Source organism: Pseudomonas migulae (genome assembly GCF_043225285.1).
Taxonomy (GTDB): domain Bacteria; phylum Pseudomonadota; class Gammaproteobacteria; order Pseudomonadales; family Pseudomonadaceae; genus Aquipseudomonas; species Aquipseudomonas migulae_C.
Genome location: NZ_CP171224.1, coordinates 6,413,041 through 6,435,379, shown reverse-complemented (window position 1 = coordinate 6,435,379; position 22,339 = coordinate 6,413,041). Strand labels below are relative to the sequence as shown.

Here is a 22,339-nt window from a genome sequence, read left to right as displayed (position 1 = left end):
ACTTGAACGGTTAAAAGTACGCACTTACGAAATGAGCGATGGCTCGACGGCAATCGCGATTTTTCCTTGAATGCCGTTGTTGGGGCTTTCCAGCCGGGCATGGGCGAGCGCCATGTCGGCAAGCGAATAGACAGCGCCAACGTGTGGCCGCAGCTGACCGCGCTCTACCAATGCGCTCAGCTCATCAAGTTTGCCGCGGTTCTGTCGGGTGAAAACGAAGTGATAACTCGCGTTCTTGCCCCAGGCCTGAACAAGGTTCTGCGGCTGGGCAATGTCCACAATCGAGACCACGCGGCCGAGTTGAGCGAGCACGTCGGGGCTGCGTGTCAACGTGTTGCCGCCAATGGTGTCGAACACCACATCGACTCCGCGGCCATCGGTTTCCCGATTGATGACGTCGACGTAATCCTCTTTTTCGTAGTCGATGACCACATCGGCGCCCATGCCTCGAGCGAACTCAAAGTTGGCTTCGCGCACGGTGGTGAAGACCCGAGCGCCAATGGCTTTTGCCACCTGGATCGCGATATGACCTACGCCACCTGCGCCGCCGTGGATCAGGATGCTTTCCCCGACTCTGAGCACTGCACGCCCGGTCAGTGCTTCCCACACCGTCCCACCCACCAGGGTCAGACTCGCCGCTTCGAGATGGCTCAGCGATGGCGGCTTCTTCCCGATGATGCTTTCGGCCGCAACGTGGTATTCGGCATAACTGCCTGGCCCTTCAAATATCTGCGGGGTGTACCAGACTTCGTCTCCCGGAGCGAAGGACGTCACCCCCGGCCCGACTTCCTCGACAACCCCGGAAACGTCGTGTCCGGTAATGGCCGGTAGTTGTACCAGGTCGGAATAGTCGCCACGTCGAACCTGATAATCCAAGGGGTTGATGGAGGTTGCGTGTACCCGCACCAGGACTTGTCCCGCACCCGGTACTGGCTTGGGCACGTCGCAGAGTTCGAACGATTCCGGGCCGCCAAATGACTTAAGCATCAACGCTTTCATTGTGAATCCTCGTATCGACAAAAAGGGATATCGAGATATCTCGATATCATGCGGTAAAAAAATCAGAGATCGGTCCCTATGATCTCGGCAAGCGCACTGATAGTGGCTTCATTGCGCTTGTAGTAGGTCCACTGACCGATGCGCCTGACCTCGACCAGGCCCACTCGCTGCAGCGTTGCAAGATAACCAGACACCGTTGACTGCGAAAGCCCGATGCCTTCTTGAATACTACTGACGCAGACCCCCACCGTGAGAACGTCTCCTTCATCCTGCGGAGGGAAGTTCTTAACGGGGTCCTTCAGGCCTTTCAGGATTTCAAGGCGTGTAGGGTTGGAGAGGGCTTTGAATATTTCGAGTAATTCCATGAGCGGAGGATATCGAGATTTATCGATATGTCAATACGACAGCCACTATCCAAAACACTTAGTCAGGACAGTTTTGAGGCAGTGCAACCAGCCCGCAAGATACCCGGGGCGGCTGACCGCCCCGGGTGTCATTTGCCCCGTCGTTATTTTTCCCACTCGGCCTTGGGAATCAGCAGGCCGTGATTGCCGTTGTAGGCCGCACGCTCGGGTTGTTTCCAGCCTTCAAGCAGCGACTCGTCGAGGCGGTATATTTCCACGCCCAACGGGCGGCAGACCTTCAGCGGATCCTCGGCATCGGGGCCCCACATAGGCAGCGACAGATCGCCGCCCGGGCAGGTGGAGAGGGCGCACAGCAGATCTATCTCGGCGAAGAACTCCAGGTAGTCGCCCTGTTTCGCCGGGCAGGCTTTCATGAAGTACATGTCGTCGTGATTGAGGCCGGTGCACTGGAAGATGTTCAGCACGTCGTGCACGTCGAACTCGGTCAGGCCATGGGGCAGCACGGCACGCGTCAGGTTCGAATGGCAGTGGTGGTGGAAGTCCTCGCCGGTGAGCATCTTGTTCACGTAAGGGTCGCAACGAGTGCCCAGCAAGTCGTGCAGACGACCGCCGTGCTCGTCGATGCCGTAATCGGCCAGGCTGTCGTCGGTGATGGTGACCATCGGCCTCAGGAAAGGCAGGTTCGACCACAGGCGATCGTACGTGCTGACATGGGCGCCTTGCAGCTGGCGAGTACGGGACGCCCACATGCGTTCGCGGGGGTCGTTGGCACTCCACACGTTGAAGTCCCCGACCTGTGGGCCGACCGGTGTGGTCACGCGAAACACATGACCTGCCGGCACTTTCCAGGCGCGGCCAGTGCGGATCGGTACCTCGAATTGCTCGATAAGGGTGCGGCCATCCCTGGACTCGCGCACGCGGTCATAGAAGGCTTTATCAACCTGCAAAGCGGCACCTTTGCTGACTTGGTAGGCCGCTGGATAGTCCTTGTACATGGGGGGATCCTCTTTTCAGTGTTTTGGGATGCTGCTCAGAATGTCCAGCAGCACCAATTCGGAGTCGTTGAGGTAGCTGCTCATGGCTTCCTCGGCTTCTTTCTTGCGCCCGTCACCCAGCAGATCGTGGATATGCCGGTCGCGTTCGAGCCAGGGTTTCTGGAAGGTCTCCTCGCTGGGCGCGTTGGAAAACACCAGACGCATCTGGGCCGCGACGTGGGTGAAGAATTCGTCGAACAGCGGGCTGCGCAACAGGCCGACGATGTGCTGGTGAAAGCGCAAACTGTGGGTGCCGAAGGCTTGCCAGTTCTCGCGGTCTTGAGCCAGTTGAGCGGCTTCGATGGCTTCGAGCATCCGGTCTGACTGGTATTCGCGCAGCGGTTTGCTTGCGGCGATCGCCTGCAATTCGAGGGTGCGGCGGACCTTGAAGATATCGCGCACGTCGTCGATGCCCAGCCGGCGCACCATCACGCCTTTGTTGCGCACGTAGCTGGTCAGGCCTTCACGGCCCAGCTGATGCAACGCTTCGCGCACGGTATTGCGCGAGGCGTTGTAGGCATTGACCAGTTCGCTTTCTACCAGCGGCATGCCGGGCAGCAGGCGCCCGCCAATAATGTCTTCGCGCAACTCGATGGCAACCTGATCGACCAGCGACAGACTTTTTTCCTTGGGTTGACTCAACGTTGTGCTCCCTCGGCTCACGCCAGTTGTACGTCTTTGAGGAACTTGGTCATGCGCTCGCTGCGCTGCTCCAGCATCTCTCGCGGCGCGGCGTTCTGGATAATCTCGCCGCCTTCCATGAACACCACCCGATCCGAGAGTTTGAAGGCGAAGTTCATTTCGTGGGTGACGATCACCATGGTCATACCTTCGCGGGCCAGCTCTTCGATGACAGCCAGTACATCACCGACCAGTTCCGGGTCGAGGGCCGACGTCGGCTCGTCGAACAGCATGACTGAAGGTCGCATCGCCAGCGCCCGGGCAATCGCCACGCGCTGCTGCTGGCCGCCGGAAAGCTGGTGCGGGTATTTGCCGGCATGCTCGAGCATGCCGACCTTGCGCAGCATCGCCAGGCTCAACAAGCGCAGCTCTTCACCACCGCTATGGGCGTGGTAGACCGGTGCGAGCATGACGTTTTCCAGGGCGGTTTTGTGCGGGAACAAATTGAAGCCTTGGAAGACCATCCCGACATGCACGATGCCCCGCATATGTACTTTGTTACCCAGGGCCCCCTCCGGTGCTTTGGTACCCCGCAGGAACGGTTGGCCCTGGAGGGTGATTTCGCCATGATCCAGGCTTTCCAGGCCATTCATGGTGCGAATCAGCGTGGTTTTACCTGAGCCCGATGGGCCGATGATCGACACCACCTCGCCCCATCGCACGTTCAACTCGACACCTTTGAGGACTTCCAGCTCGCCATAGGATTTGCGCACGCCCCGCGCCTGCAGAGCAAACTCTCCTGGCGTGGATTGGCCGGCGGCTCGCCGGGTCGTCACTTGCCCGAGTTCGGCAGGGGCGATGCGCTTCGGTTTGCGACGGGTCACGTCCAGGTGGTTTTCCAGCAGGCGCAACAGGCGGCTGAACACGGTAACAATGAACACATAGTAGAAGGCCACCGCGAACATGGTCTCCATGACCAGGAAATTCTGGGTATAGAGCTGTTGGCCTACGAGAAGGATTTCCGATAACGAAATCACCGACACCAACGAGGTCAGCTTGACGATGGTGATGTATTCATTGGCCAGGGTCGGCAGCGCTACGCGTAGCGCCTGGGGCACCACGATCAGTCGCTGAACGCCGCGATAGCCGATGCCCAGGGCCTTGCCCGCTTCCAGTTGACCCTTGGCCACCGCCAGAAGGCCGCCGCGGTGAATCTCGGCGATGTAGGCTGCTTCACTCAGTACCAGGGCGATCAGGCCGGCCGAGTAGGGGTTGGACAGCAGCGCACTGGTGGATGGAAACACCTGGGGCAGGTTGTAGACGAAGATCAACAGAACCAGCAGCGGCAGACTGCGGAAAAACCAGATATAGAGGCCGGCCGCCTCCCGCAGGAAACGCCGCTGCGACTGTCGCGCCAAGGCCAGGAGAAAGCCGAGCACGATACCCAGCAGCCAGGTTTCCAGGCTCAGTTCGACCACGGTCGCCACGGCTCGCCAGAAATCGCCGTTCCACAGGAGGCCCAAGGTGTAATGCCAATCGAATTGCATGTACTTACTCCGCGTTACTGTGATTTTTCCGCAGATCGGAAGAAATCAATGATTCCGCTACTGGATGCGCCCGGCGCAGGGTTTCAGGGGGTGGTGGTGCCCAGCGCCGTGTTGATTTCTTCGGCATTCGGTTCGTCCAGGTTGTAGCGGGCGAGCAGCTCGCCGTAGCTGCCGTTCTGTTTGATCTGGTCGAGGGCTGTGGTCAGTTCTTCCAGTAGCGCCTGGTTGCCTTTGCGCACCGCCAGCCCGATGACGACTGGATAGATCAACTGGCTGGAGCTGATAACGGTTTTGCCCTGCAGTTTTTCTACGGTGATTTTGGCGACTGCGGGATCTTCCATCTGCACATCCACTGCCTGGGCCAACAAGGCCTGTGCCGCTTCGGGCGAGGTCGGGAACTCACGAGACTGGATCGCCGGTTTACCGGAGGCCAGGCAATATTCGTCGGAAACCTTGTTGAGCTTGGGCACCCAGGATGCGCCCTTGATCGAACCCACGCGCTTGCCGCAAAGGTCTTCGGGTTGTTGTGGCCTGAAGTCGCTGGCACTGAGCACCATCAAAGAGGAGCCGGTCTTCAGGTAGCTGATGAAATCCACCTGTTTGGCGCGTTCCGGGGTGACGTACAGCGCCGAGGCAACTACGTCGAAACGCTGGGCATTGACGCCCAGGATCAGGTTGGCAAAGCGGGTGTCGAGGAAGCGCGGTTCCAATCGCAATTGTTTGCCCATCAACTGCATGAACTCGGGGTCGAAACCGCTTGGCTGCTTCTGGTCCAGATAGGTGTAGGGCGGATAGGTCAGGTCGGAACCGACCGACAGCTCTCCCTGTTTGAGCGTGCCTTTGATTTCTGCGGCAGACACTAGCGGCACCACGCAAGCCAGGGAGATCGTCAGTGCCAGGTTGCGCATGGATTTCTTGCCCGTCAGACCTTTTTGCATGTTCGTATCCTCAGTTTCGGAACGCAGTGAGTTGGCAGATTGTTCAACAATCTGATAACTACACGTATGCTTTTAACGTGCCAATAACTGGGTTTAGGGTCTTTTTGAATGCTTTTTGTAGGTCGAACACGTTTCAAGAGCGGGCGGGGGCACTAAAACGGCGCGATTTGTTACTGAACGCAACATTGCGGGATGCAAGAAGGGATTTTCAGCGCGGAAGAGGTCTGGAGCTGTTACCGAGGGCTCATGATTGAAAACAGGTCTGTGCGGGTTACTCTTCGACCACAAACGCTAACGTGGCAGCGTCGATCGGTGCCTTCACCGTCCTCACGCCGCACGCAGGCATCTCAGAATTCTTGATGGGTGAAATTCAAATGATCCGCCAGGCAGTTGCCAACGACGAAGCAGCGGTGCGCGCTTGTGCCGAGCAAGCCTATTCCCAGTACATTTCGACAATAGGCCGAAAGCCCGCACCGATGTCTGCTGATTACAGGACCCAGATTGCAGAAGGCCTTGTGCACCTTGCCACTGGAGAGCAGGACGAATTGCGCGGCTTCATCGTCTTCTTCCCCGTGGATCAGCACATGCTGCTCGAAAATGTAGCGGTGTCCGAGGCGGGTCGTGGGCAAGGGATCGGCAAGGCACTCATTCAATTTTGCGAGGCAGAGGCGAGGCGCTTGGGCCTGGCCAGCGTTCGTCTCTATACGAATGCAAAGATGACCGACAATCTGTCGATTTACCCTCGACTGGGTTACCTCGAAGTCGAGCGGCGAACGGAGGATGGGTTTGATCGTGTCTACTTCGAAAAAACCTTGAGTGACACGATTTAGCCAAGCCACACCCTCTGAACTCGACGGCCTCAGATCGAACGTTGATTCACCCGGGTCATCAGCTGCTCGGCGGACTCTTTGCGCTCGGAATAGCGATCCACAAGCGTTTCCTGGTGATCGCGCAGCAGCAGGGTGAACTTCACCAGCTCTTCCATGACGTCGACGACCCGGTCGTAGTAAGCCGACGGCTTCATCCGGCCAGCCTCGTCGAACTCCATGTAGGCCTTCGGCACCGATGACTGATTGGGGATCGTGAACATGCGCATCCAGCGGCCCAATACCCGGAGCTGGTTGACCACGTTGAAGGATTGCGAGCCGCCACAGACTTGCATCACTGCCAGCGTCTTGCCCTGGCTGGGGCGAATGGCGCCGAGGGCCAGGGGAATCCAGTCGATCTGCGCCTTGAACACTGCCGACATCGAACCGTGCCTTTCCGGCGAACACCAGACCTGGCCTTCCGACCACAGAACCAGCTCGCGCAGCTCTTGCACCTTGGGATGCTCTACGGGGGCATCGTCGGGCAATGGCAAGCCGGACGGGTTGAAAATGCGGATTTCTGCACCGAAATACTCGAGCAGTCGCGCGGCTTCTTCCACCATCAGCCGACTGAACGAGCGCTCGCGGGTCGATCCGTACAGCAACAGGATGCGTGGTTTGTGCGAGCCTCGGTGGGTCGCCATCGGCGTTCCGTCGAAAAGGCTGTGATCAAGGTTGGGCGTTTGTTCTGACATATTTCCTCCTGTTCAGAGAGCGCCGATGCGATCGAGCTCGCGTTTGAGCTCATCGCGGCTGAGGCGGTTGAAGGGCAGTGCGAGGAAGGCTTTGCAGCGCTGCTCGATGTGCGCCAGCGTGGCGCGGAAGGCCGCATCGACTATGGCCTCGTCACCGCTGACGTCGGACGGGTCTTCCAGGCCCCAATGGGTTTTCAACGCCGGGCCGAAATACACCGGGCAGGATTCGCCGGCTGCCTTGTCGCACACCGTGATGACAATGTCCGGCGGGTTGTCTTCGAAGGCGTCATTGCCCTTGCTGGACAGGCCTTCGATCGGCATGCCGGCGTCTTGCAGCGTGGCCAGGCTGCGTGGCAAAACCTGGCCTTTGGGGAAACTCCCGGCACTCACCGCTTCAAATCCTTGCGGTGCCAAGTGGTTGAACATGGCTTCTGAAAGGATGCTGCGGCAGCTGTTGGCCGTGCACATGAACAGGACTCGCATGGATTGCTCCTGCCGCTTCGGGCGGACATCAAAAGGGTGGGGGATTCAGCAGCAGGCCGCGTCGCGTACCGGGCGCCCGTCCATGTGCTGCAGGCGCGAGGCGTTGTTCTTCAGCCAGTCGGCATTGGCCTGCGCCGTTGTCCGCAGGATGTCGTGCACCCAGGCGGGCAGGGCTGGATTGAGACGGTAATAAACCCACTGTCCCTGACGGCGATCCAGCAACAGGCCGTTGCTGCGCAGCTGGGCGAGATGACGGCTGATCTTCGGCTGGCTGTCGTCGAGGGCGCACATCAATTCGCAGACACACAGCTCGCCCTGGGTGGCGATCAGCAGGGTGGCGCGGGCGCGGGTCTCGTCAGCCAGGCTTTTGAAGACCTCGGGAGGGGTGATCATTGGAGGGGCCTTTACATATGGATAGGCGAATATATGGATATCCATATGTATTGGTCAAGCGATGGCCGGTCGAACGGTCGAATCATCGTCGACGCCTTGGTGGAATTCTCAACGCTTGCTGAAGGCCAATCGCGCCGCAAACAGCACAAAAATCATCCCCGTGGTGCGATCCATCCACTTGATCACTTTTTCACGCCGCAGCACGCCGGCCAGTGGTTGCGTCGCGCCAATCAGCACCATCGACCAGATCAGTCCGAGCAGCACATGAATGCTCACCAGACCAAATGTCCAGGCCACCAGCGGCTGTCCCTGGGGAATGAATTGCGGGAGAAAAGACACGTAGAAAATGCCGATCTTCGGGTTGAGGACATTCCCGGTCATGCCTTTCAGGAACCAGTTGGACGCGGGCTTCGTACCGGCCTCGACGGGTGACAGCGCACTGCGCGGGCGCAACAGCATGTTCAATCCAAGCCACGCGAGGTAAGCGGCACCGCAGTATTTCAGCAGGTCATAGGCCAGTTCCGAGACGGCAATCAAAGCCCCTAGCCCAAAGGCCACCGCCGCGCCCCACAGCAGGCAGCCGGCATTGATGCCCAGCGTCGCACGCATTGCCTGCTGTTTGCCTTCCACCGTAGCGGTGCGCAGGATCAGCGCCGTGTCGAGCCCCGGGGTCAAGGTCAGCAACGTGGCAGCGAAGGTAAACGCGAGAAGATTGTCGGTGATGGACATGGGCGTGAGACTTCAGGAGGAGGGTGGGCGCACGTTAGCACGGGCCGGGCTGACAGCCGATAGGCACAGGATTGCCGGCCGGAAACTATACGTGGGTATGTTCAGGTATACCTAGATACGGTACCGGCACGCAGGGTCGCGATGCACACTGGATTTCTCGGCGATTCGTCGCTCTCGCACCCGGAGAAAGCTCATGGCAACCCCTTTGAATTCCCTGACCCAAACCGATGGAACCCATCAGAAAAACAGCGGACTGCAAGCGGCCTCACGCCTCGACGGGTCGGCAGTCGAGGAGCTGGTTTCTTCGCGCTATGCGCTGCGGATCGGCGAGATCGACGTACTGGTGGTCAGCGATGGTGTGCTGCCTCTGCCGACCTCGACGATGTCCACCAATGTCGAGCCGGAAGACCGCGCCGCCTGGTTCAAGGACCAGTTCCTCGGCCCGGACGCCTTCGATTGGCCGCTGAATGTGCTGGTGGTGCGCAGCGGCGAGCAGACCATCCTCGTCGACGCTGGATTGGGCGGGCAGTTCCCGGGCTTCCCACGGGCCGGACAGTTTCCCAAACGACTGGAAGCAGCCGGCATCGATCTCGCGTCCGTGACCGACGTGGTGATCACCCACATGCACATGGACCACATCGGCGGGCTGCTCGTCGACGAGGTGAAGAACGGCTTGCGTCCGGACGTGCGCATCCACGTGTCGAAGACCGAGATCGAGTTCTGGGCAGATCCCGATTTTTCCCTCACCACCATGCCGGCGCCGGTGCCGGACGTGCTGCGTTCCACCGCCGGGCAATTCATGGAAGCGTTCCACAGCAAACTGCGCACCTTCGAAGATGAATATGAAGTGGCGCCGGGCGTGGTGGTCAAACTCACCGGCGGCCATACCCCGGGGCACGCCGTGGTGTATGTGACGTCTGGCGGCGAACGGCTGACCTTCGCCGGCGACGCACTGTTCCCGGTCGCCTTCGACCACCCCGAATGGCACAACGGTTTTGAACACGATCCCGAAGAGGCCATGCGCGTACGGGTGCGCCTGATGCAAGAGGCGGCGGCGAGTGGTGAGTTGCTGGTCGCGACGCACTTGCCGTTCCCGTCCATTGGCCGGGTGGCCGTCGATGGCAACGCCTTCCGCTGGATCGCGGCCATCTGGGACTACTGATCGAGCGAAAAAGGCAGTGCGACCGAAAAAGACAGCGTCCGCCAATAGGCGGACGCTGGAGGAAGTGACGTTCTACTTCTTCATCTTCTCGGCAATTTGCTTGTCGACCTCTTCGCGAATCTGGTCGATGCTGAAGCTCGCCGGGCGTTGGCTTGGCGGGTATTCGACAAACGTCTGCAAGAAGGCCGCTGCTTTTTGGGTGCCCTCGAACAGGAGGTAGTCGTTCTTGGTCAGCCAATCATAATATTGGTCAGACACCACGTCGGCACGCTCGTACGGATCCATGCGCAGGTTGAAGAGTTTGGGCACGCGCAGGCAGGTGAACGGTTCGCTCCATACCTTCAGCCCACCCGGTGCACGCTGCTCGCAGAAGACCACTTTCCAGTTGTCGTAGCGCATGCCCACGAGATCGCCGTCATCGCTGAAGTAATAGAAATCGGTCCGCGCACTCTGGTTGGTTTTCCCTGTCAGGTAATCGAGCTGGTTGTAGCCGTCCAGATGAACCTTGAAGTTCGTTCCGCCGACGTCAGTGCCTTTGAGCAAGCGATCCTTGATATCCACATCGCCCGCGGCCGCCAGTAAGGTCGGGAACCAGTCCAGTCCGGAAAACATCTGGGTAGACACCGTGCCGGGCTTGACCTTGCCTGGCCAGCGGATCATTGCCGGCACCCGGTAAGCACCTTCCCAGTTGGAGTTTTTCTCGTTACGGAAAGGGGTGGTCGCCGCATCCGGCCAGGACCATTGGTTAGGCCCGTTGTCGGTGGTATAGATCACGATGGTGTTGTCGGCGAGTTTGAGGTCGTCGATGCTCTTGAGCAGTTTGCCGACGTCGCCGTCATGTTCCAGCATGCCATCGGCATAGTCATTGCCCGCCATGCCGCTTTGGCCCTTCATCGAATCGCGTATGTGGGTGAATGCATGCATGCGCGTGGTGTTCATCCAGACGAAGAAAGGCTTGTCAGCCTTGGCCTGTTTCTCGATGAAACCGATGGCGGCCTGGGTGGTTTCGTCATCGATGGTTTCCATGCGTTTGCTGGTCAGCGCACCGGTGTCTTCGATCTTGCCGTCAGCGAAACTGTGAATCACCCCGCGAGGTGAGGCCGCCTTGATGAATGCCGCGTTGTTCTTTGGCCAGTAAGGCCGTTCCGGTTCCTCTTCGGCGTTGAGGTGGTAGAGATTGCCGAAGAACTCATCAAAGCCATGATTGGTGGGAAGGTATTCGTCCTTGTCCCCGAGGTGGTTTTTACCGAACTGGCCCGTTGCGTAGCCTCGGGCCTTGAGCGCCTGGGCAATGGTGACATCCCTGGCCTGCAAGCCGACCGCCACGCCGGGCATCCCCACTTTGGAGAGGCCGGTGCGCAAAGGTGACTGCCCGGTAATGAATGTCGAGCGCCCGGCGGTACAGCTGTTTTCCGCGTAGTAATCGGTGAACTTCATGCCTTCTTTGGCAATCCGGTCAATGTTAGGCGTTTCATAGCCAACCACGCCGTCAGCGTAGGCACTGATGTTGGTTTGGCCGATGTCGTCGCCGAAGATCACCAGGATGTTGGGTTTGTCGGCCGCCGAGGCAATTCCGGATAACGTAAAAATCGACGCTGCCACAAGGGCAAACTGGGGTAACCACTTGCGTACGCGAGTCATCTGACTTGCTCCTTTGCCGGTGGGTCGCTGTGTGCGACTGGGTATTTATTGCAGTCCTTACCCCCGCTTGGACCATTGCCGGTTCGAGTGCGATTGGTTTCCCCTGTTTCGGCACAAATCGGCAGCCCTATCGACATTAGTTCAGCCATACGTTTTTTGCCGGTCAATAAACCCCTCTAAAGCGCCACTTTGCGATCAACGGTATAGGGCAGCAGATGGAGGGATAGCACCCGGCGATATGTCTGAATAAACCGATCATTCCGGCATTTTGCCGGGTCCCGCCCGGCAATTCGCACACACATAATGGACTTACAACAATAAAGGGGCTCACCCTGAGGTTCGTAAGCCATGTACAAAGACCATATCGTCAAGGCTCGCATGACTGACAGCGCGCTATTCATGGGCGTAGTCGCTGCCGTCATCTTCGTCATCACGCTGGTCTGCGGTGTGGGTCAAAGCCGGCTCTCCAACCTGATGGGCCCGATCGTTCTCGACTTGCAAGCACCTCTGGCACGTGACATCGCAGTCGGCGGGACCTTTACCCTCACGGTTGTGCTGAACCTGTTCATCCTTGGCCGGTTCCCCTTGAAGGCACAGATCATTACGGTCTGGTGCGAACTGCTGGTGTTGTTCCTTTTATTCTTCGACACCTTCAATCTTTCCTACAGCTTCATTGCCACCAAAGTGGGCTTCATGATTACCCAAGGGGTGTTCACGACGGTCTACGTCTCCGCAATTTCCATTGCCATTGCCTTCGTACTGGCGCTCCTGGGCGCGACAGCCCGTCTCTCTTCCAATGGTTTTGCCATCGCCATCGCCAGCTTCTACACCTCGTTTTTCCGCGGTGTTCCGCTGCTGATCCAGATCTATCTCATCTACCTGGGCATTCCGCAGCTCGGCTACGTGGTCGGCGCCGTCCCGGCAGGGATTCTGGCGCTCTCGCTCTGCTATGGCGCCTACATGACCGAGATCTTCCGCGCGGGCATCAGCAGCATTTCCCGTGGTCAGTGGGAAGCCTCACGCGCCATCGGCCTGAATCCTTTCCAAACGATGACGCGGGTGATTCTCCCGCAGTCCATGCGCCTGATCATTCCGCCGACCGGCAATCAGTTCATCTCGATGCTCAAGGACAGCTCGCTGGTGTCGGTGATCGGCGTCTGGGAACTGATGTTCCTGGCACGAACCCAGGGACGCGCCGAGTTCCGTCACCTGGAAATGCTCATCACCGCCGCCGTGCTTTATTGGCTGCTGTCGATCGTGCTGGAAACCGTTCAGTCGCGTCTGGAAAAGCACTTCAATCGCGCCCACCGCTGAGTCAGGAGCATCAGGATGAATCAGTCGTCAGCTTCAGCCGTCATTGCCGCGTATCCCGCCATATCGATCCAGGACATGCACAAATGGTACGGCGAATTTCATGTGCTCAAGGGCATCGACCTGCACATTGCCAGCGGCGAAATCGTGGTCGTGTGCGGTCCGTCGGGTTCGGGCAAGTCGACATTGATTCGTTGCCTGAATCTCCTCGAGGACTTCCAGAAAGGCCACGTGTTCATCGAAGGCACCGAGCTGACCCGCAATGCCGCCTGCGTGGCCAGCATCCGGCGCCAGGTCGGCATGGTCTTCCAGCAGTTCAACCTGTTTCCGCACATGACGGTCCTGGAGAACCTCATGCTGGGCCCGCGCTTGGTGAGCAAGCTCAGTGAGTCGCAGGCGCGTGAGCTGGCCTGCGAATACCTTGAACGAGTGCGGATCGGCAACCAGGCAGACAAGTACCCGAGCCAGCTCTCCGGCGGCCAGCAGCAGCGTGTTGCGATCGCCCGAGCCCTTTGCATGCGGCCACGCATCATGTTGTTCGACGAGCCCACTTCGGCGCTTGACCCCGAGATGGTCAAGGAAGTGCTGGACGTGATGGGCGAACTGGCGGGGGACGGCATCACGATGGTGTGCGTCACCCACGAGATGGGATTCGCCCGGCGGGTCGCCGACCGAATCATCTTCATGGATCAAGGCAGCATCATCGAGCAAGCCACACCCAACGAGTTTTTTGACAACCCGCAGCATCCACGCGCTCGGGAGTTTCTGTCGCAGATTCTCAGCCACTGAGAAACATCGCCGTACTGTCCGAAATCATCGACAAAAAACAACAACAAAATCGCACTCAAGCGACCTGGAGGCTTAATCATGATCTCGATCTCCCGCTTCTTCACTGCAGCTGCTGTCGCCACGGCTGTCACGCTCACCACTGGCGTCGCCTGGGCGGGGTCGACGCTCGACCGCATCCATCAAACCAAGGTGATCAAAGTGGCGACCTCCGCGAACTGGCCGCCGCAATCGTTCCTGGGGCCGGACAACAAGCTGCAAGGTTTTGATATCGACGTTGCCACTGAAATCGCCCGTCGCCTGGGCAGCAAGGTCGACTTCGTGACGCCCGAGTACGGGATCATCACCGCAGGGCGCTGGTCCAGCCGCTGGGACTTGTCGGTCGGTTCCATGACGCCAACCGTAGAGCGCTCTCGAGTCCTCGACTTCCCGGCGATTTATTACTACACGCCGTATGTATTCGCCGTGCACAAGGATGCGGCCGGGGCCACGGCCGCGGATCTGGACGGCAAGATTGTCGGCGTCGAAGCGGGCACCACGTCGGAAGACTATATCAACCGCCGGCTCAAGATCGACGCCGCCGATGTACCGGCGTTCACCTACGATGTCACGCCGGGCGAGGTGAAGACTTACGGCGACAGCATGGGCCCACTGGATGATTTGCGGATGGGTAACGGCGTCCGGCTCAACGCGACCTTGTCGGCGCTGCCCACCATCGTTGCTGCCGTCAAGAACGGCTATCCGATCGTACGGGTCGAAGGCAAACCCGCTTACTACGAACCGTTGGCCATCGCCGTGGATAAAGGCGACGAGGCATTCAATAGCGCACTGACCAAGACGGTTGCGGAGATGAAAGCCGACGGCACGCTCAAGCAGCTTTCTGAAAAGTGGTACGGCGCTGATCTCACGACAGTGCAATAAACCCCAGCTGCGATAAATCCCATGCCTTGCAGGCGCCCGTTCTCGACGCGGCGCGCTGCAGGGGTGCGCCGCGAAAAAGGACAACGGACTTCATGTACAACAACAATTACTACACCGCCACGATGCACGACACCAAGCAGCGCGCGGCTTTGTCCGCCAATGTCCAGGCCGATGTGTGCATCATCGGCGCGGGGCTGGCGGGGTTGAGCACCGCGTGGGAGCTGATTTCGCGAGGGCAGTCCGTCGTGATGCTTGAGGCGGGCCGGGTGGCGTGGGGGGCTTCCGGTCGTAACGGCGGCTTCGTCCTCCAGGGCTGGTCCGAAGGGCTGTCGTCCATTGAGCGACGCTGCGGGAAACCGACCGCCGCTGCGCTGTTCAGGCTTTCGCTCGAAGGTGTCGACACGGTGCGCGACATGATCGCCCGCCATCAATTGCCGGGTTGCTCGCCGACCACAGGAAAACTGAGCGTGGTTCGCTACGAGGATGGCGATAACCTCAGGCGCTTGCGCGACAAAATGGCCACGGATTTCGACTTCCACCTCGAGTACCTGGACCGCCAGGCCGTGCGGGAAAAGCTTAAGACCGACCGGTATTTTCAGGGTTTGCGCGATAACCACGGGTTTCACTTCCACCCCTTGAATTACTGCCTGGGCGTGGCACGGCTTATCGAGAAAAACGGCGGCAAGATTTATGAACAGTCGCCCATGGTCCAGGTGGAGAGCAGGGGCGGGCGACACCGTGTGATCACCGATCAGGGCGCCGTGGATTGCGCTCATGTGGTGTATTGCTGCGGTGGTTATGGCGGTCCCGAGTTCGGTAAGTTACGTCGCGCCTTTCTGCCGATCGCGACCTACGCGGTGCTGACCGAGCACTTGGGGGCGCGTCTGGCGGACGCGGTCGCTACCACGGATGCCGTGGGAGACAATCGTCGAGCCTCGGACTATTACCGGATCGTCGAGGGCGACCGCCTGCTCTGGGGCGGGCGTATCACCACCCGGAACCTGCAGGATGAAAAACGCCTGGGGCAGTTGCTGACCGAAGATATTCTCGACGTGTATCCGCAGTTGCGGGGCATCAAGATCGAAAAAGCCTGGTCCGGGCTGATGGGCTATGCGCGGCACAAGATGCCCCACATCGGCCCGCTCGGTAAGGGGCTATGGGCATGTACATCATTTGGTGGCCATGGTATGAACACAGCCCCGGTGGGCGGCCGCGTCATCGCCGAAGCGATTTGCGGCGAGACCGATCGCTACCGTCTGTTCGATGCCTACGGCCTGGAATGGAATGGCGGTCCTCTCGGCCCGGCAGCGGCGCAAACGGTGTACGCCGGCTTGAAGATGATGGACATGTTCCAGGAAACGCGTTCGCAACGCCGGGCGACTCATAAAAACTGAATCCGAGCGAGATCAAGGAAGTGTTCATGGATGCGCAGAATCCCGGTCCATTGTTTAACCTGACCGACAAGGACAGGCAGTTGCTTGGCCTTCTGCAAGCCAATGCGCGCGAGCCCACCGCGTCATTGGCGCGTAAGCTCGAAGTCTCGCGTTCTTCGGTGCAGGAGCGGATCGCCCGTCTGGAAAAGGCCGGCGTCATCACCGGCTACAGCGTGCGCATCGACCAGAACAGGCTCCAGCAGACCATCAGTTGTTTCACCATGACGTCATGCACCAACAAAAGTTACACCGATGTCATGACCTCCCTTCGCAAGATGGATTCGGTGCAGGCTGTGTACGCAGTCTCGGGCGAGTCCGACTTCATCATTCATCTCGTCACGCCGACCCTGAGCGAGCTCAATGCCGAGCTCACCCGAATCAATATGATCAAGGGGGTGGCGCACACCGCCTCGCATATTGTGATGGAAACCAAATTCAGCCGGAAACTGACGATTTAAATCCCGCTGAATTGGCCCTGAAGCCTGCTTCGCCCTGCCAGTGACTGGCGCTCAAACACTGCGGCGCCAAACGACTCGTTCCGGCGTGCTCGTGGTGACGCGGTGTGGCATGAATTCAGGGTTATTCGTCATGTCCAGGATGCCGGGTTTTTACTATATTCGGCCTGCGTTTCAGACCTTCCAAACGTAGATTTTTCAGTAGCTCGGTGCGGGGCTAACGGTCCGCTGCGGGTATTCCGATTACCCGTTCAGCCCGGATAAACCATGACGCCCGTGACCCTGAGAAAAGACTATCTGCAGACCGATGCAATGGCGCTGCTGATTGCGTTGCTTGTCGCCTCGTTCGTCGTCGTATTCAAGTTTTTCACCAACCTGAGTGTGGCGACGACGGTGTTGTATGTGACGTTGGTGCTGATGTCCGCCAACGTGTTTTCGGTGAGGCTGGTGATCACCGTTGCGCTGGCGTGCCTGTCGGTGTTGACCATCATTTTTATCGTCGAGCAGGACTACCTGAACACCGAAGCCGTGGGCGCTTATGTGCGTTGCATTGTTTCGTTGTCCGCCATCACGTTTCTGGCGTTGCGCAGCAAATATCTTGCGGATACGTTGCGGCGCAACGAGACGTACCTGGTCGGTGCCCAGCGGCTCAGCCAGGTGGGCAGCGTGGGGTTCCGGGTGGACCGTTCGGAGATGTTCTGGTCGGCGGAGACGGCGAGGATCTTCGAGTACTCGCTGAAAGAATCGCCGAGCATGCTCAAGGTCCTGGCGCGCACCCATCCCGATGACCGGCACCTGGTGGAAACCGTGTTCGATCAACTCTCGCGCCACGAACCGCGCCTGGAAGTCGAGCATCGCTTGCAGATGTCGGACGGGCGTATCAAGCACATCCACATGATCGCCAACCCGTTGCCGGCCCAGCACGGTGGCTTCGAGTACGTCGGCGCGGTGATGGATGTCACGGCGGCGCGCAAGGCCGAGGACGCGCTGTTTCAATCCCAGTCGCAACTTGCCCACGTCACGCGGGTAACCTCGCTGGGCGAGCTGGCGGCGTCGATTGCGCACGAAGTCAATCAGCCGCTGGCGGCGATCAGGACCAGCGGCGAAGCCTGCCACCGCTGGCTCGACCGCAGCGAACCCGACCTGGGCGAAGTGCGTTCGTCGCTGGACCGCATGATCAGCAGTTCCGTGCGCGCCAGTGAAGTCATCCGGCGCATTCGCACCTTGTCGCGCAACGGTGACCCTGAACGTCAGCGCGAATCCTTCAACGAGATCGTCAGCGAGACCCTGGGCCTGGTGCAGTACGAATTGAGCCGCGGCCACGTGAAGTTGCGCGTGGAACTGGCGCTGACGCCGGTGCAGGTCAGCGCCGACCGGGTCCAGCTGCAGCAAGTCATCCTCAACCTGATCATCAATGCCTGCCAGGCGATGACCGAGGTCGACCCGCGTACGCGTCTATTGAAAATCCGCACCTGGGTGCATGACGGCGAGGCCATCCTGGAAGTTCGGGATTGTGGTGTGGGCATCAGCGAAGAGGCGTTGCCGTCGTTGTTCAATCCATTCTTCACCACCAAGGCCGATGGGCTGGGCATGGGGCTTTCGATCTGCCGCACCATCATCGAGTTTCACGAAGGCCGGATCTGGGCCACCAGTAATCAGGGGCAAGGGGCGGTGTTTTCGATCGCATTGCCTGTGTTGAGCAGTGAAGTGGCTGTCGCCTGATAGCGCACTGACCGAACAACCAACCGTAGGAGCCGGCTTGCCGGCGATGGCGATTTCACGGGCGCCATCGCCAGCAAGCTGGCTCCTACGGATCGTGGGTGTGTGCGGAATTGAGGGTTGACACAAAACTTGTAGGAGCCCGGCTTGCTGGCGATGGCGATTTCACGGACGCCATCGCCAGCAAGCTGGCTCCTACGGATCGTGGGGGTGTGCGGAATTGAGGGTTGACGCAAAACTTGTAGGAGCCCGGCTTGCCGGCGATGGCGATTTCACGGACGCCATCGCCAGCAAGCCGGCTCCTACGGATTTCGGGCGTGTTCGGGATTGAGGGTTGACGCAAAACTTGTAGGAGCCGGCTTGCCGGCGATGGCGATTTCACGGACGCCATCGCCAGCAAGCTGGCTCCTACGGATCGTGGTTGTGTGCGGAATTGAGGGTTGACGCAAGACCTGTAGGAGCCCGGCTTGCCGGTGATGGCGATTTCATGGACGCCATCGCCAGCAAGCTGGCTCCTACGGATCGTGGTTGTGTGCGGGATTCAGGGTTGACACAAAACTTGTAGGAGCCCGGCTTGCCGGCGATGGCGATCTCACGGACGCCATCGCCGGCAAGCCGGGCTCCTATAGGTGATGGGTGTACAGGATGAGTCGGGCAAGTCATCGATCCCGCTCACCGCACAAACAAAAAAACGCCCGCCAAAAAAACGGGTGGCGGGCGTTTGGGAAGTGCCGGGTCAGCAAGGAGAGCGCTGAGCCGGGCAGGGAAGAGCGTTCGGATCACACCGCCATGGCGTGGCTGGCGACCCGGTCGAGCCGCAGGCGATTGAACGCCAGCAGCCGCATCACATAGCCAAGCTTGATCGCGGTCGGGCCGAGAATCGTCATGGCGTGGGCACCGACCAGCGCGGGCAATGTCAGGTAAGCATCACAGAAGTACGCCAGGATGATCCCTGCCACCAGCATGACCAGCCCGCCGATCAGCAGCACATGAGACAGCTTCAGCACGCGATTCGGATTCTCGAAAAAGCCATACATGGCAGTCACCCCAGGGTTGTTACGGAAAACTGCAATAAGTGCCCCCAGCCTCGACCGGCAGCCGGGTTGCGGCCCGGACTGCCGTTACCGCGGGCATTCATTGCGCGGCGACTCAGGCCACGGGAATCAACGGGTCGGCAGCCGCCAGTGCGATCGCACGATCAGCCGCCGGCGGGTAAATCCACACGGTGTTGATTTGTGTCTTCAGCTCTTTCGCTTCGTGCTTGACCAGTTTCAACTGACGGTCCCAGCCCTCGGTGAAGACCGCGCCCCAGGCACCCAGGTCCAGGCAGGTCACGTACTTGGGCTGGCTGTAGGTGATCGGCGCCACACCCAGCAGGTCAGCCGCGACGTTGTTCCCGGCGTAACGGCCCAGGCTGATGGCGTGCTGGCAGGACATGGCGGCAAAGTTGCCGACCGTATCGGTGGCGGCGTAGGCCACGTCGCCGGCAGCGTAGACATCGGCATGCCCCAGCACTTTCAGGTTGCCATCGACGTGCAGACGACCTTGCGGATCGCGAGTACCGACCACTTGCTCGGTCAGCGGGCTGGCGCGGAAACCAACGGTCCAGATCACTGTGTTGGATTCGATGCGCTGACCGTCAGCCAGCGTCACGCCGCCTGCATCGACCGAAGCAACCGAAGTGTTGAGTACCCATTCGATGCCCAGGTGTTCCGACGCTTCAACGATCGAAGGACGAATGCCATCGCCCATCGAGGCCGCGATTTGCGGACCGCGATCGACCACGATGACCCGGATTTTTGCACCGTCACCCAGGACGGCACGCAAGCGGGCCGGCATTTCGGTGGCGGTTTCGATCCCGGTGAAACCACCGCCAGCAACCACCACGGTGTTGCGCGCAGCGCTGTCCGGCAAATCCTTCAGTGCATTGATGTGGGCTTCAAGGCGAGTCGCTTCTTCGATCTGATCGACGTCGAAGGCGTGTTCGATGATGCCCTCGAGCGCAGGACGGATCACACGGCTGCCGGCGGCCAGCACCAGTCGGTCGTAGCTCAGTTTGCCTTGCGTGCCAAACACATCGCTGTAGGCGACCTGCTTGTTCTCGACATCGATATGGTCGGCGGTGCCTTTGACGAATTTCACGCCGACGGCGTCGAACAGGTCTCCGAGCGGCGCCATCATGGTGTGGACATCGGCCTCGTAAAAACGCGGACGGATGCGCAGTTCGGCCTGAGGGGCGAGGACGGTGATCTGCACATCGTTACGGTCATGCTGGTCCAACAGACGGGCGGCGCTCAATGCGCTCCATACCCCACCAAACCCGGCGCCAATTACTAGGATGTTCTGTTTCATGGGATTACTCCTGAAGACAAAGTCGAACGTTGAATGGGTTGTCTGTTTAAGCGTGACCGTGTCGAGGTTGATCCAGGAGCGAGGCTTCAGTGGATCACCGCAGCGCTTGTTTCGGTTCGCTGGAGAAGATGGTATCGAGGGGACAGGAGCAGGACACTTCTACATACGGTTCGTACGAACACGCCTAAGTGTGAGGTGGGCATACCAAGGTATTAAGGCCGGTTGTATCGAGGGTCAGGCCTGACGATTGAGGATGTCTTCGACACAGGCCATCAAGGCCGCGCAGGGGAAAGGTTTGGGAAAGTAAGCGACGGGAACCGGAGTATTGGCGCTGACCCGGGGCGGTGCACCCTGGTAACCGGTGATGAAAATGACCGGTACCCTGATGCCCCTGGCCGACAGCTCGTCATACATTTGAATGCCCGACAGGCCGGGCATTTGTATGTCGGAGATGAGGCAGCCCGTGTCCTGTGGCCCGGTGGACGACAGAAACGCCTCCGCGTTGGCGTACACCCGCACGGTATAGCCGTGGGAGCGCAACAGACTGTCCAGTGCGGTGCGCACGGACTCGTCATCGTCGACAACGGAAACAATAGAAGTGCAGGACATTGATTTACCCGGACTGATCTCGGGTAGCCCATCGAGGGCGCCCGCCATCAGCGCAAGATACGCCGTCCTGCCGCGCGGAATACTATACGTGCGTATAGAAACCTTATTGAGGACGATCGACGCCGAGTGCCTGGGCCATTCGCACCAGATCGGCGAAAGAACGGGCGAACATCTTGCGCATGGCCTGGCCACGGTGGATCTTCACCGTGATCTCGCTCAGGCCGATTTCGCCGGCAATCTGTTTATTCATCAGTCCGGACGCCGCCAGGGTCATCACGGTTTGTTCCCTCGGGGTCAGCGTCGCATAGCGGGCGCGCAACTCATCGTTGCCGCGCTCGGCTTCACGGCGCGACTTGTCGCGGGCATGGGCGGCGGAAACCGCATCGATCAGGTCCTGTTCGCGAAACGGTTTGGCGAGGAAATCCACCGCACCGGCCTTCATCGCCCGTACCGTCATGGCAATGTCGCCGTGCCCGGTCATGAACACGATCGGCAGGTTGATGTTGGCGGCCGCCAACTCATGTTGAAAATCCAGCCCGCTGGTGCCCTGCAAGCGCACATCCAGCACCAGGCAGCTGGGAATGTCCGGGCGGGTGTAATTCATGAATTCGGCGGCAGAGCCAAACAGCTCGACCTGCAAACCGATGGAGCGCAACAGACTGCCGAGCGCTTCGCGCAACGGTGCGTCGTCATCGACGATGAACACGAGCGGCTCGTTGTTGACGACTTTGTTCATGGGGTGATGTTCGTTCATGGTGCTTCCGTAGCGGGCATTGGTATCAACGGTCCTCGGGCTGGACTTCTTCTTTGGTGTCATGCGCTCCGTGTGTCGAGAGGCGGAGCATGGTTGCCCATCGTAGAAGCAATCGTTCCCATCCAACTAGGACATAAACCCCTGAAAAACGGCCAGGCGGCTCGTCATGTGATGGCGATATCACGGCCGCTATCGCCAGCAAGCCGGCTCCTACAAATTCGTGGCGAGCATACAACCACCATCCCCCCAACCCCCTGTAGGAGCCGGCTTGCCGGCGATGGCGATCTCACGGCCGCCATCGCCAGCAAGCCGGCTCCTACAAATTCGCGGCGAACATACAACCACCATCCACCCCAATCCCCTGTAGGAGCCGGCTTGCCGGCGATAGCGATCTCACGGCCGCCATCGCCAGCAAGCTGGCTCCTACAAATTCGCGGCGAACATACAACCACCATCCACCCCAATCCCCTGTAGGAGCCGGCTTGCCGGCGATGGCGATCTCACGGCCGCCATCGCCAGCAAGCTG

General features: G+C 59.6%; 23 protein-coding genes. 8 read left to right on the top strand and 15 right to left on the bottom strand.

Annotated elements, in window-relative coordinates; translation table 11 throughout:
- Positions 1–24: 24 nt before the first annotated feature.
- From ACF6ZU_RS29420 to ACF6ZU_RS29395, 6 genes are all read right to left on the bottom strand, one after another.
- Positions 25–999: a zinc-dependent alcohol dehydrogenase family protein gene (locus tag ACF6ZU_RS29420; RefSeq protein ID WP_392889512.1), complete on the bottom strand. Its 975-nt coding sequence runs from the start codon at positions 997–999 to the stop codon at positions 25–27.
- 62 nt (positions 1,000–1,061) lie between these two features.
- Positions 1,062–1,364, bottom strand: coding sequence for a helix-turn-helix transcriptional regulator (locus tag ACF6ZU_RS29415; protein ID WP_168232933.1), 303 nt, complete (start codon positions 1,362–1,364; stop codon positions 1,062–1,064).
- 143 nt (positions 1,365–1,507) lie between these two features.
- Positions 1,508–2,359, bottom strand: a complete 852-nt coding sequence (locus tag ACF6ZU_RS29410) for an urea carboxylase-associated family protein (protein WP_392889510.1) — start codon at positions 2,357–2,359, stop codon at positions 1,508–1,510.
- A 15-nt stretch (positions 2,360–2,374) separates the two neighbouring features.
- The gene (locus ACF6ZU_RS29405) at positions 2,375–3,040 is read right to left on the bottom strand and encodes a GntR family transcriptional regulator (RefSeq protein ID WP_392889508.1); all 666 of its coding nucleotides are present in this window, start codon (positions 3,038–3,040) and stop codon (positions 2,375–2,377) included.
- 17 nt (positions 3,041–3,057) lie between these two features.
- A complete protein-coding gene (locus tag ACF6ZU_RS29400) occupies positions 3,058–4,566 on the bottom strand; it encodes an amino acid ABC transporter permease/ATP-binding protein (protein WP_392889506.1) in 1,509 nt (502 codons plus the stop codon).
- Positions 4,567–4,649: 83 nt separating this feature from the next.
- Positions 4,650–5,504, bottom strand: coding sequence for an ABC transporter substrate-binding protein (locus tag ACF6ZU_RS29395; RefSeq protein WP_392889504.1), 855 nt, complete (start codon positions 5,502–5,504; stop codon positions 4,650–4,652).
- A 359-nt stretch (positions 5,505–5,863) separates the two neighbouring features.
- On the opposite strand from ACF6ZU_RS29395, the gene ACF6ZU_RS29390 reads away from it, so the two are divergent.
- Entirely contained in the window at positions 5,864–6,334 is a 471-nt protein-coding gene (locus tag ACF6ZU_RS29390; protein WP_392893967.1) for a GNAT family N-acetyltransferase, read from the top strand.
- A 29-nt stretch (positions 6,335–6,363) separates the two neighbouring features.
- On the opposite strand, the gene arsH is transcribed toward ACF6ZU_RS29390, so the two are convergent.
- The 4 genes from arsH to ACF6ZU_RS29370 all read right to left on the bottom strand — a co-directional run bounded on the left by arsH (position 6,364) and on the right by ACF6ZU_RS29370 (position 8,670).
- The gene (gene arsH / locus ACF6ZU_RS29385) at positions 6,364–7,065 is read right to left on the bottom strand and encodes an arsenical resistance protein ArsH (RefSeq protein WP_392889502.1); all 702 of its coding nucleotides are present in this window, start codon (positions 7,063–7,065) and stop codon (positions 6,364–6,366) included.
- A 12-nt stretch (positions 7,066–7,077) separates the two neighbouring features.
- Positions 7,078–7,548, bottom strand: a complete 471-nt coding sequence (locus ACF6ZU_RS29380) for an arsenate reductase ArsC (protein WP_392889500.1) — start codon at positions 7,546–7,548, stop codon at positions 7,078–7,080.
- Positions 7,549–7,593: 45 nt separating this feature from the next.
- A complete protein-coding gene (locus tag ACF6ZU_RS29375) occupies positions 7,594–7,941 on the bottom strand; it encodes a metalloregulator ArsR/SmtB family transcription factor (protein ID WP_392889499.1) in 348 nt (115 codons plus the stop codon).
- 108 nt (positions 7,942–8,049) lie between these two features.
- A complete protein-coding gene (locus ACF6ZU_RS29370) occupies positions 8,050–8,670 on the bottom strand; it encodes a LysE family translocator (RefSeq protein ID WP_392889497.1) in 621 nt (206 codons plus the stop codon).
- A 193-nt stretch (positions 8,671–8,863) separates the two neighbouring features.
- Here ACF6ZU_RS29370 and ACF6ZU_RS29365 point away from each other — a divergent pair, with 193 nt between their 5' ends.
- A complete protein-coding gene (locus ACF6ZU_RS29365; protein ID WP_392889495.1) occupies positions 8,864–9,832 on the top strand; it encodes an MBL fold metallo-hydrolase in 969 nt (322 codons plus the stop codon).
- Positions 9,833–9,904: 72 nt separating this feature from the next.
- Here ACF6ZU_RS29365 and ACF6ZU_RS29360 read toward each other — a convergent pair whose 3' ends face one another.
- Complete coding sequence (locus ACF6ZU_RS29360) at positions 9,905–11,473, bottom strand: arylsulfatase (protein WP_392889493.1); 1,569 nt, start codon at positions 11,471–11,473, stop codon at positions 9,905–9,907.
- A 348-nt stretch (positions 11,474–11,821) separates the two neighbouring features.
- On the opposite strand from ACF6ZU_RS29360, the gene ACF6ZU_RS29355 reads away from it, so the two are divergent.
- The 6 genes from ACF6ZU_RS29355 (at position 11,822) to ACF6ZU_RS29330 (ending at position 18,101) form a co-directional block, all read left to right on the top strand.
- Positions 11,822–12,787, top strand: coding sequence for an amino acid ABC transporter permease (locus ACF6ZU_RS29355; RefSeq protein ID WP_392889491.1), 966 nt, complete (start codon positions 11,822–11,824; stop codon positions 12,785–12,787).
- Between the two features lie 15 nt (positions 12,788–12,802).
- Positions 12,803–13,573, top strand: coding sequence for an amino acid ABC transporter ATP-binding protein (locus tag ACF6ZU_RS29350; protein WP_392889489.1), 771 nt, complete (start codon positions 12,803–12,805; stop codon positions 13,571–13,573).
- A 78-nt stretch (positions 13,574–13,651) separates the two neighbouring features.
- Entirely contained in the window at positions 13,652–14,491 is an 840-nt protein-coding gene (locus ACF6ZU_RS29345) for a transporter substrate-binding domain-containing protein (RefSeq protein WP_392889488.1), read from the top strand.
- Positions 14,492–14,583: 92 nt separating this feature from the next.
- Positions 14,584–15,885 (top strand): NAD(P)/FAD-dependent oxidoreductase, encoded by a 1,302-nt coding sequence (locus ACF6ZU_RS29340; protein ID WP_392889486.1) that lies wholly within the window; start codon positions 14,584–14,586, stop codon positions 15,883–15,885.
- Positions 15,886–15,911: 26 nt separating this feature from the next.
- Positions 15,912–16,382, top strand: a complete 471-nt coding sequence (locus ACF6ZU_RS29335; RefSeq protein ID WP_392889484.1) for an Lrp/AsnC family transcriptional regulator — start codon at positions 15,912–15,914, stop codon at positions 16,380–16,382.
- A 264-nt stretch (positions 16,383–16,646) separates the two neighbouring features.
- Positions 16,647–18,101: an ATP-binding protein gene (locus ACF6ZU_RS29330; RefSeq protein WP_392889483.1), complete on the top strand. Its 1,455-nt coding sequence runs from the start codon at positions 16,647–16,649 to the stop codon at positions 18,099–18,101.
- A gap of 776 nt (positions 18,102–18,877) precedes the next feature.
- Here the strand turns inward: ACF6ZU_RS29330 and ACF6ZU_RS29325 are convergent.
- The 4 genes from ACF6ZU_RS29325 to ACF6ZU_RS29310 form a co-directional block, all read right to left on the bottom strand.
- Positions 18,878–19,135, bottom strand: a complete 258-nt coding sequence (locus ACF6ZU_RS29325; protein WP_392889481.1) for a transmembrane sensor/regulator PpyR — start codon at positions 19,133–19,135, stop codon at positions 18,878–18,880.
- Between the two features lie 112 nt (positions 19,136–19,247).
- A complete protein-coding gene (locus tag ACF6ZU_RS29320; RefSeq protein ID WP_392889479.1) occupies positions 19,248–20,450 on the bottom strand; it encodes an NAD(P)/FAD-dependent oxidoreductase in 1,203 nt (400 codons plus the stop codon).
- Between the two features lie 234 nt (positions 20,451–20,684).
- Positions 20,685–21,059, bottom strand: a complete 375-nt coding sequence (locus ACF6ZU_RS29315; protein WP_392889478.1) for a response regulator transcription factor — start codon at positions 21,057–21,059, stop codon at positions 20,685–20,687.
- Between the two features lie 103 nt (positions 21,060–21,162).
- Positions 21,163–21,813 (bottom strand): response regulator transcription factor, encoded by a 651-nt coding sequence (locus ACF6ZU_RS29310; protein WP_392889476.1) that lies wholly within the window; start codon positions 21,811–21,813, stop codon positions 21,163–21,165.
- Positions 21,814–22,339: the final 526 nt, after the last annotated feature.

Coding starts and splice junctions, on each gene's coding strand:
- ACF6ZU_RS29420 (WP_392889512.1), bottom strand. CDS start 999: ATGAAAGCGTTGATGCTTAAGTCATTTGGCGGCCCGGAATCGTTCGAA.
- ACF6ZU_RS29415 (WP_168232933.1), bottom strand. CDS start 1,364: ATGGAATTACTCGAAATATTCAAAGCCCTCTCCAACCCTACACGCCTT.
- ACF6ZU_RS29410 (WP_392889510.1), bottom strand. CDS start 2,359: ATGTACAAGGACTATCCAGCGGCCTACCAAGTCAGCAAAGGTGCCGCT.
- ACF6ZU_RS29400 (WP_392889506.1), bottom strand. CDS start 4,566: ATGCAATTCGATTGGCATTACACCTTGGGCCTCCTGTGGAACGGCGAT.
- ACF6ZU_RS29395 (WP_392889504.1), bottom strand. CDS start 5,504: ATGCAAAAAGGTCTGACGGGCAAGAAATCCATGCGCAACCTGGCACTG.
- ACF6ZU_RS29390 (WP_392893967.1), top strand. CDS start 5,864: ATGGGTGAAATTCAAATGATCCGCCAGGCAGTTGCCAACGACGAAGCA.
- arsH (WP_392889502.1), bottom strand. CDS start 7,065: ATGTCAGAACAAACGCCCAACCTTGATCACAGCCTTTTCGACGGAACG.
- ACF6ZU_RS29380 (WP_392889500.1), bottom strand. CDS start 7,548: ATGCGAGTCCTGTTCATGTGCACGGCCAACAGCTGCCGCAGCATCCTT.
- ACF6ZU_RS29375 (WP_392889499.1), bottom strand. CDS start 7,941: ATGATCACCCCTCCCGAGGTCTTCAAAAGCCTGGCTGACGAGACCCGC.
- ACF6ZU_RS29370 (WP_392889497.1), bottom strand. CDS start 8,670: ATGTCCATCACCGACAATCTTCTCGCGTTTACCTTCGCTGCCACGTTG.
- ACF6ZU_RS29365 (WP_392889495.1), top strand. CDS start 8,864: ATGGCAACCCCTTTGAATTCCCTGACCCAAACCGATGGAACCCATCAG.
- ACF6ZU_RS29360 (WP_392889493.1), bottom strand. CDS start 11,473: ATGACTCGCGTACGCAAGTGGTTACCCCAGTTTGCCCTTGTGGCAGCG.
- ACF6ZU_RS29355 (WP_392889491.1), top strand. CDS start 11,822: ATGTACAAAGACCATATCGTCAAGGCTCGCATGACTGACAGCGCGCTA.
- ACF6ZU_RS29350 (WP_392889489.1), top strand. CDS start 12,803: ATGAATCAGTCGTCAGCTTCAGCCGTCATTGCCGCGTATCCCGCCATA.
- ACF6ZU_RS29345 (WP_392889488.1), top strand. CDS start 13,652: ATGATCTCGATCTCCCGCTTCTTCACTGCAGCTGCTGTCGCCACGGCT.
- ACF6ZU_RS29340 (WP_392889486.1), top strand. CDS start 14,584: ATGTACAACAACAATTACTACACCGCCACGATGCACGACACCAAGCAG.
- ACF6ZU_RS29335 (WP_392889484.1), top strand. CDS start 15,912: ATGGATGCGCAGAATCCCGGTCCATTGTTTAACCTGACCGACAAGGAC.
- ACF6ZU_RS29330 (WP_392889483.1), top strand. CDS start 16,647: ATGACGCCCGTGACCCTGAGAAAAGACTATCTGCAGACCGATGCAATG.
- ACF6ZU_RS29325 (WP_392889481.1), bottom strand. CDS start 19,135: ATGTATGGCTTTTTCGAGAATCCGAATCGCGTGCTGAAGCTGTCTCAT.
- ACF6ZU_RS29320 (WP_392889479.1), bottom strand. CDS start 20,450: ATGAAACAGAACATCCTAGTAATTGGCGCCGGGTTTGGTGGGGTATGG.
- ACF6ZU_RS29315 (WP_392889478.1), bottom strand. CDS start 21,059: ATGTCCTGCACTTCTATTGTTTCCGTTGTCGACGATGACGAGTCCGTG.
- ACF6ZU_RS29310 (WP_392889476.1), bottom strand. CDS start 21,813: ATGAACGAACATCACCCCATGAACAAAGTCGTCAACAACGAGCCGCTC.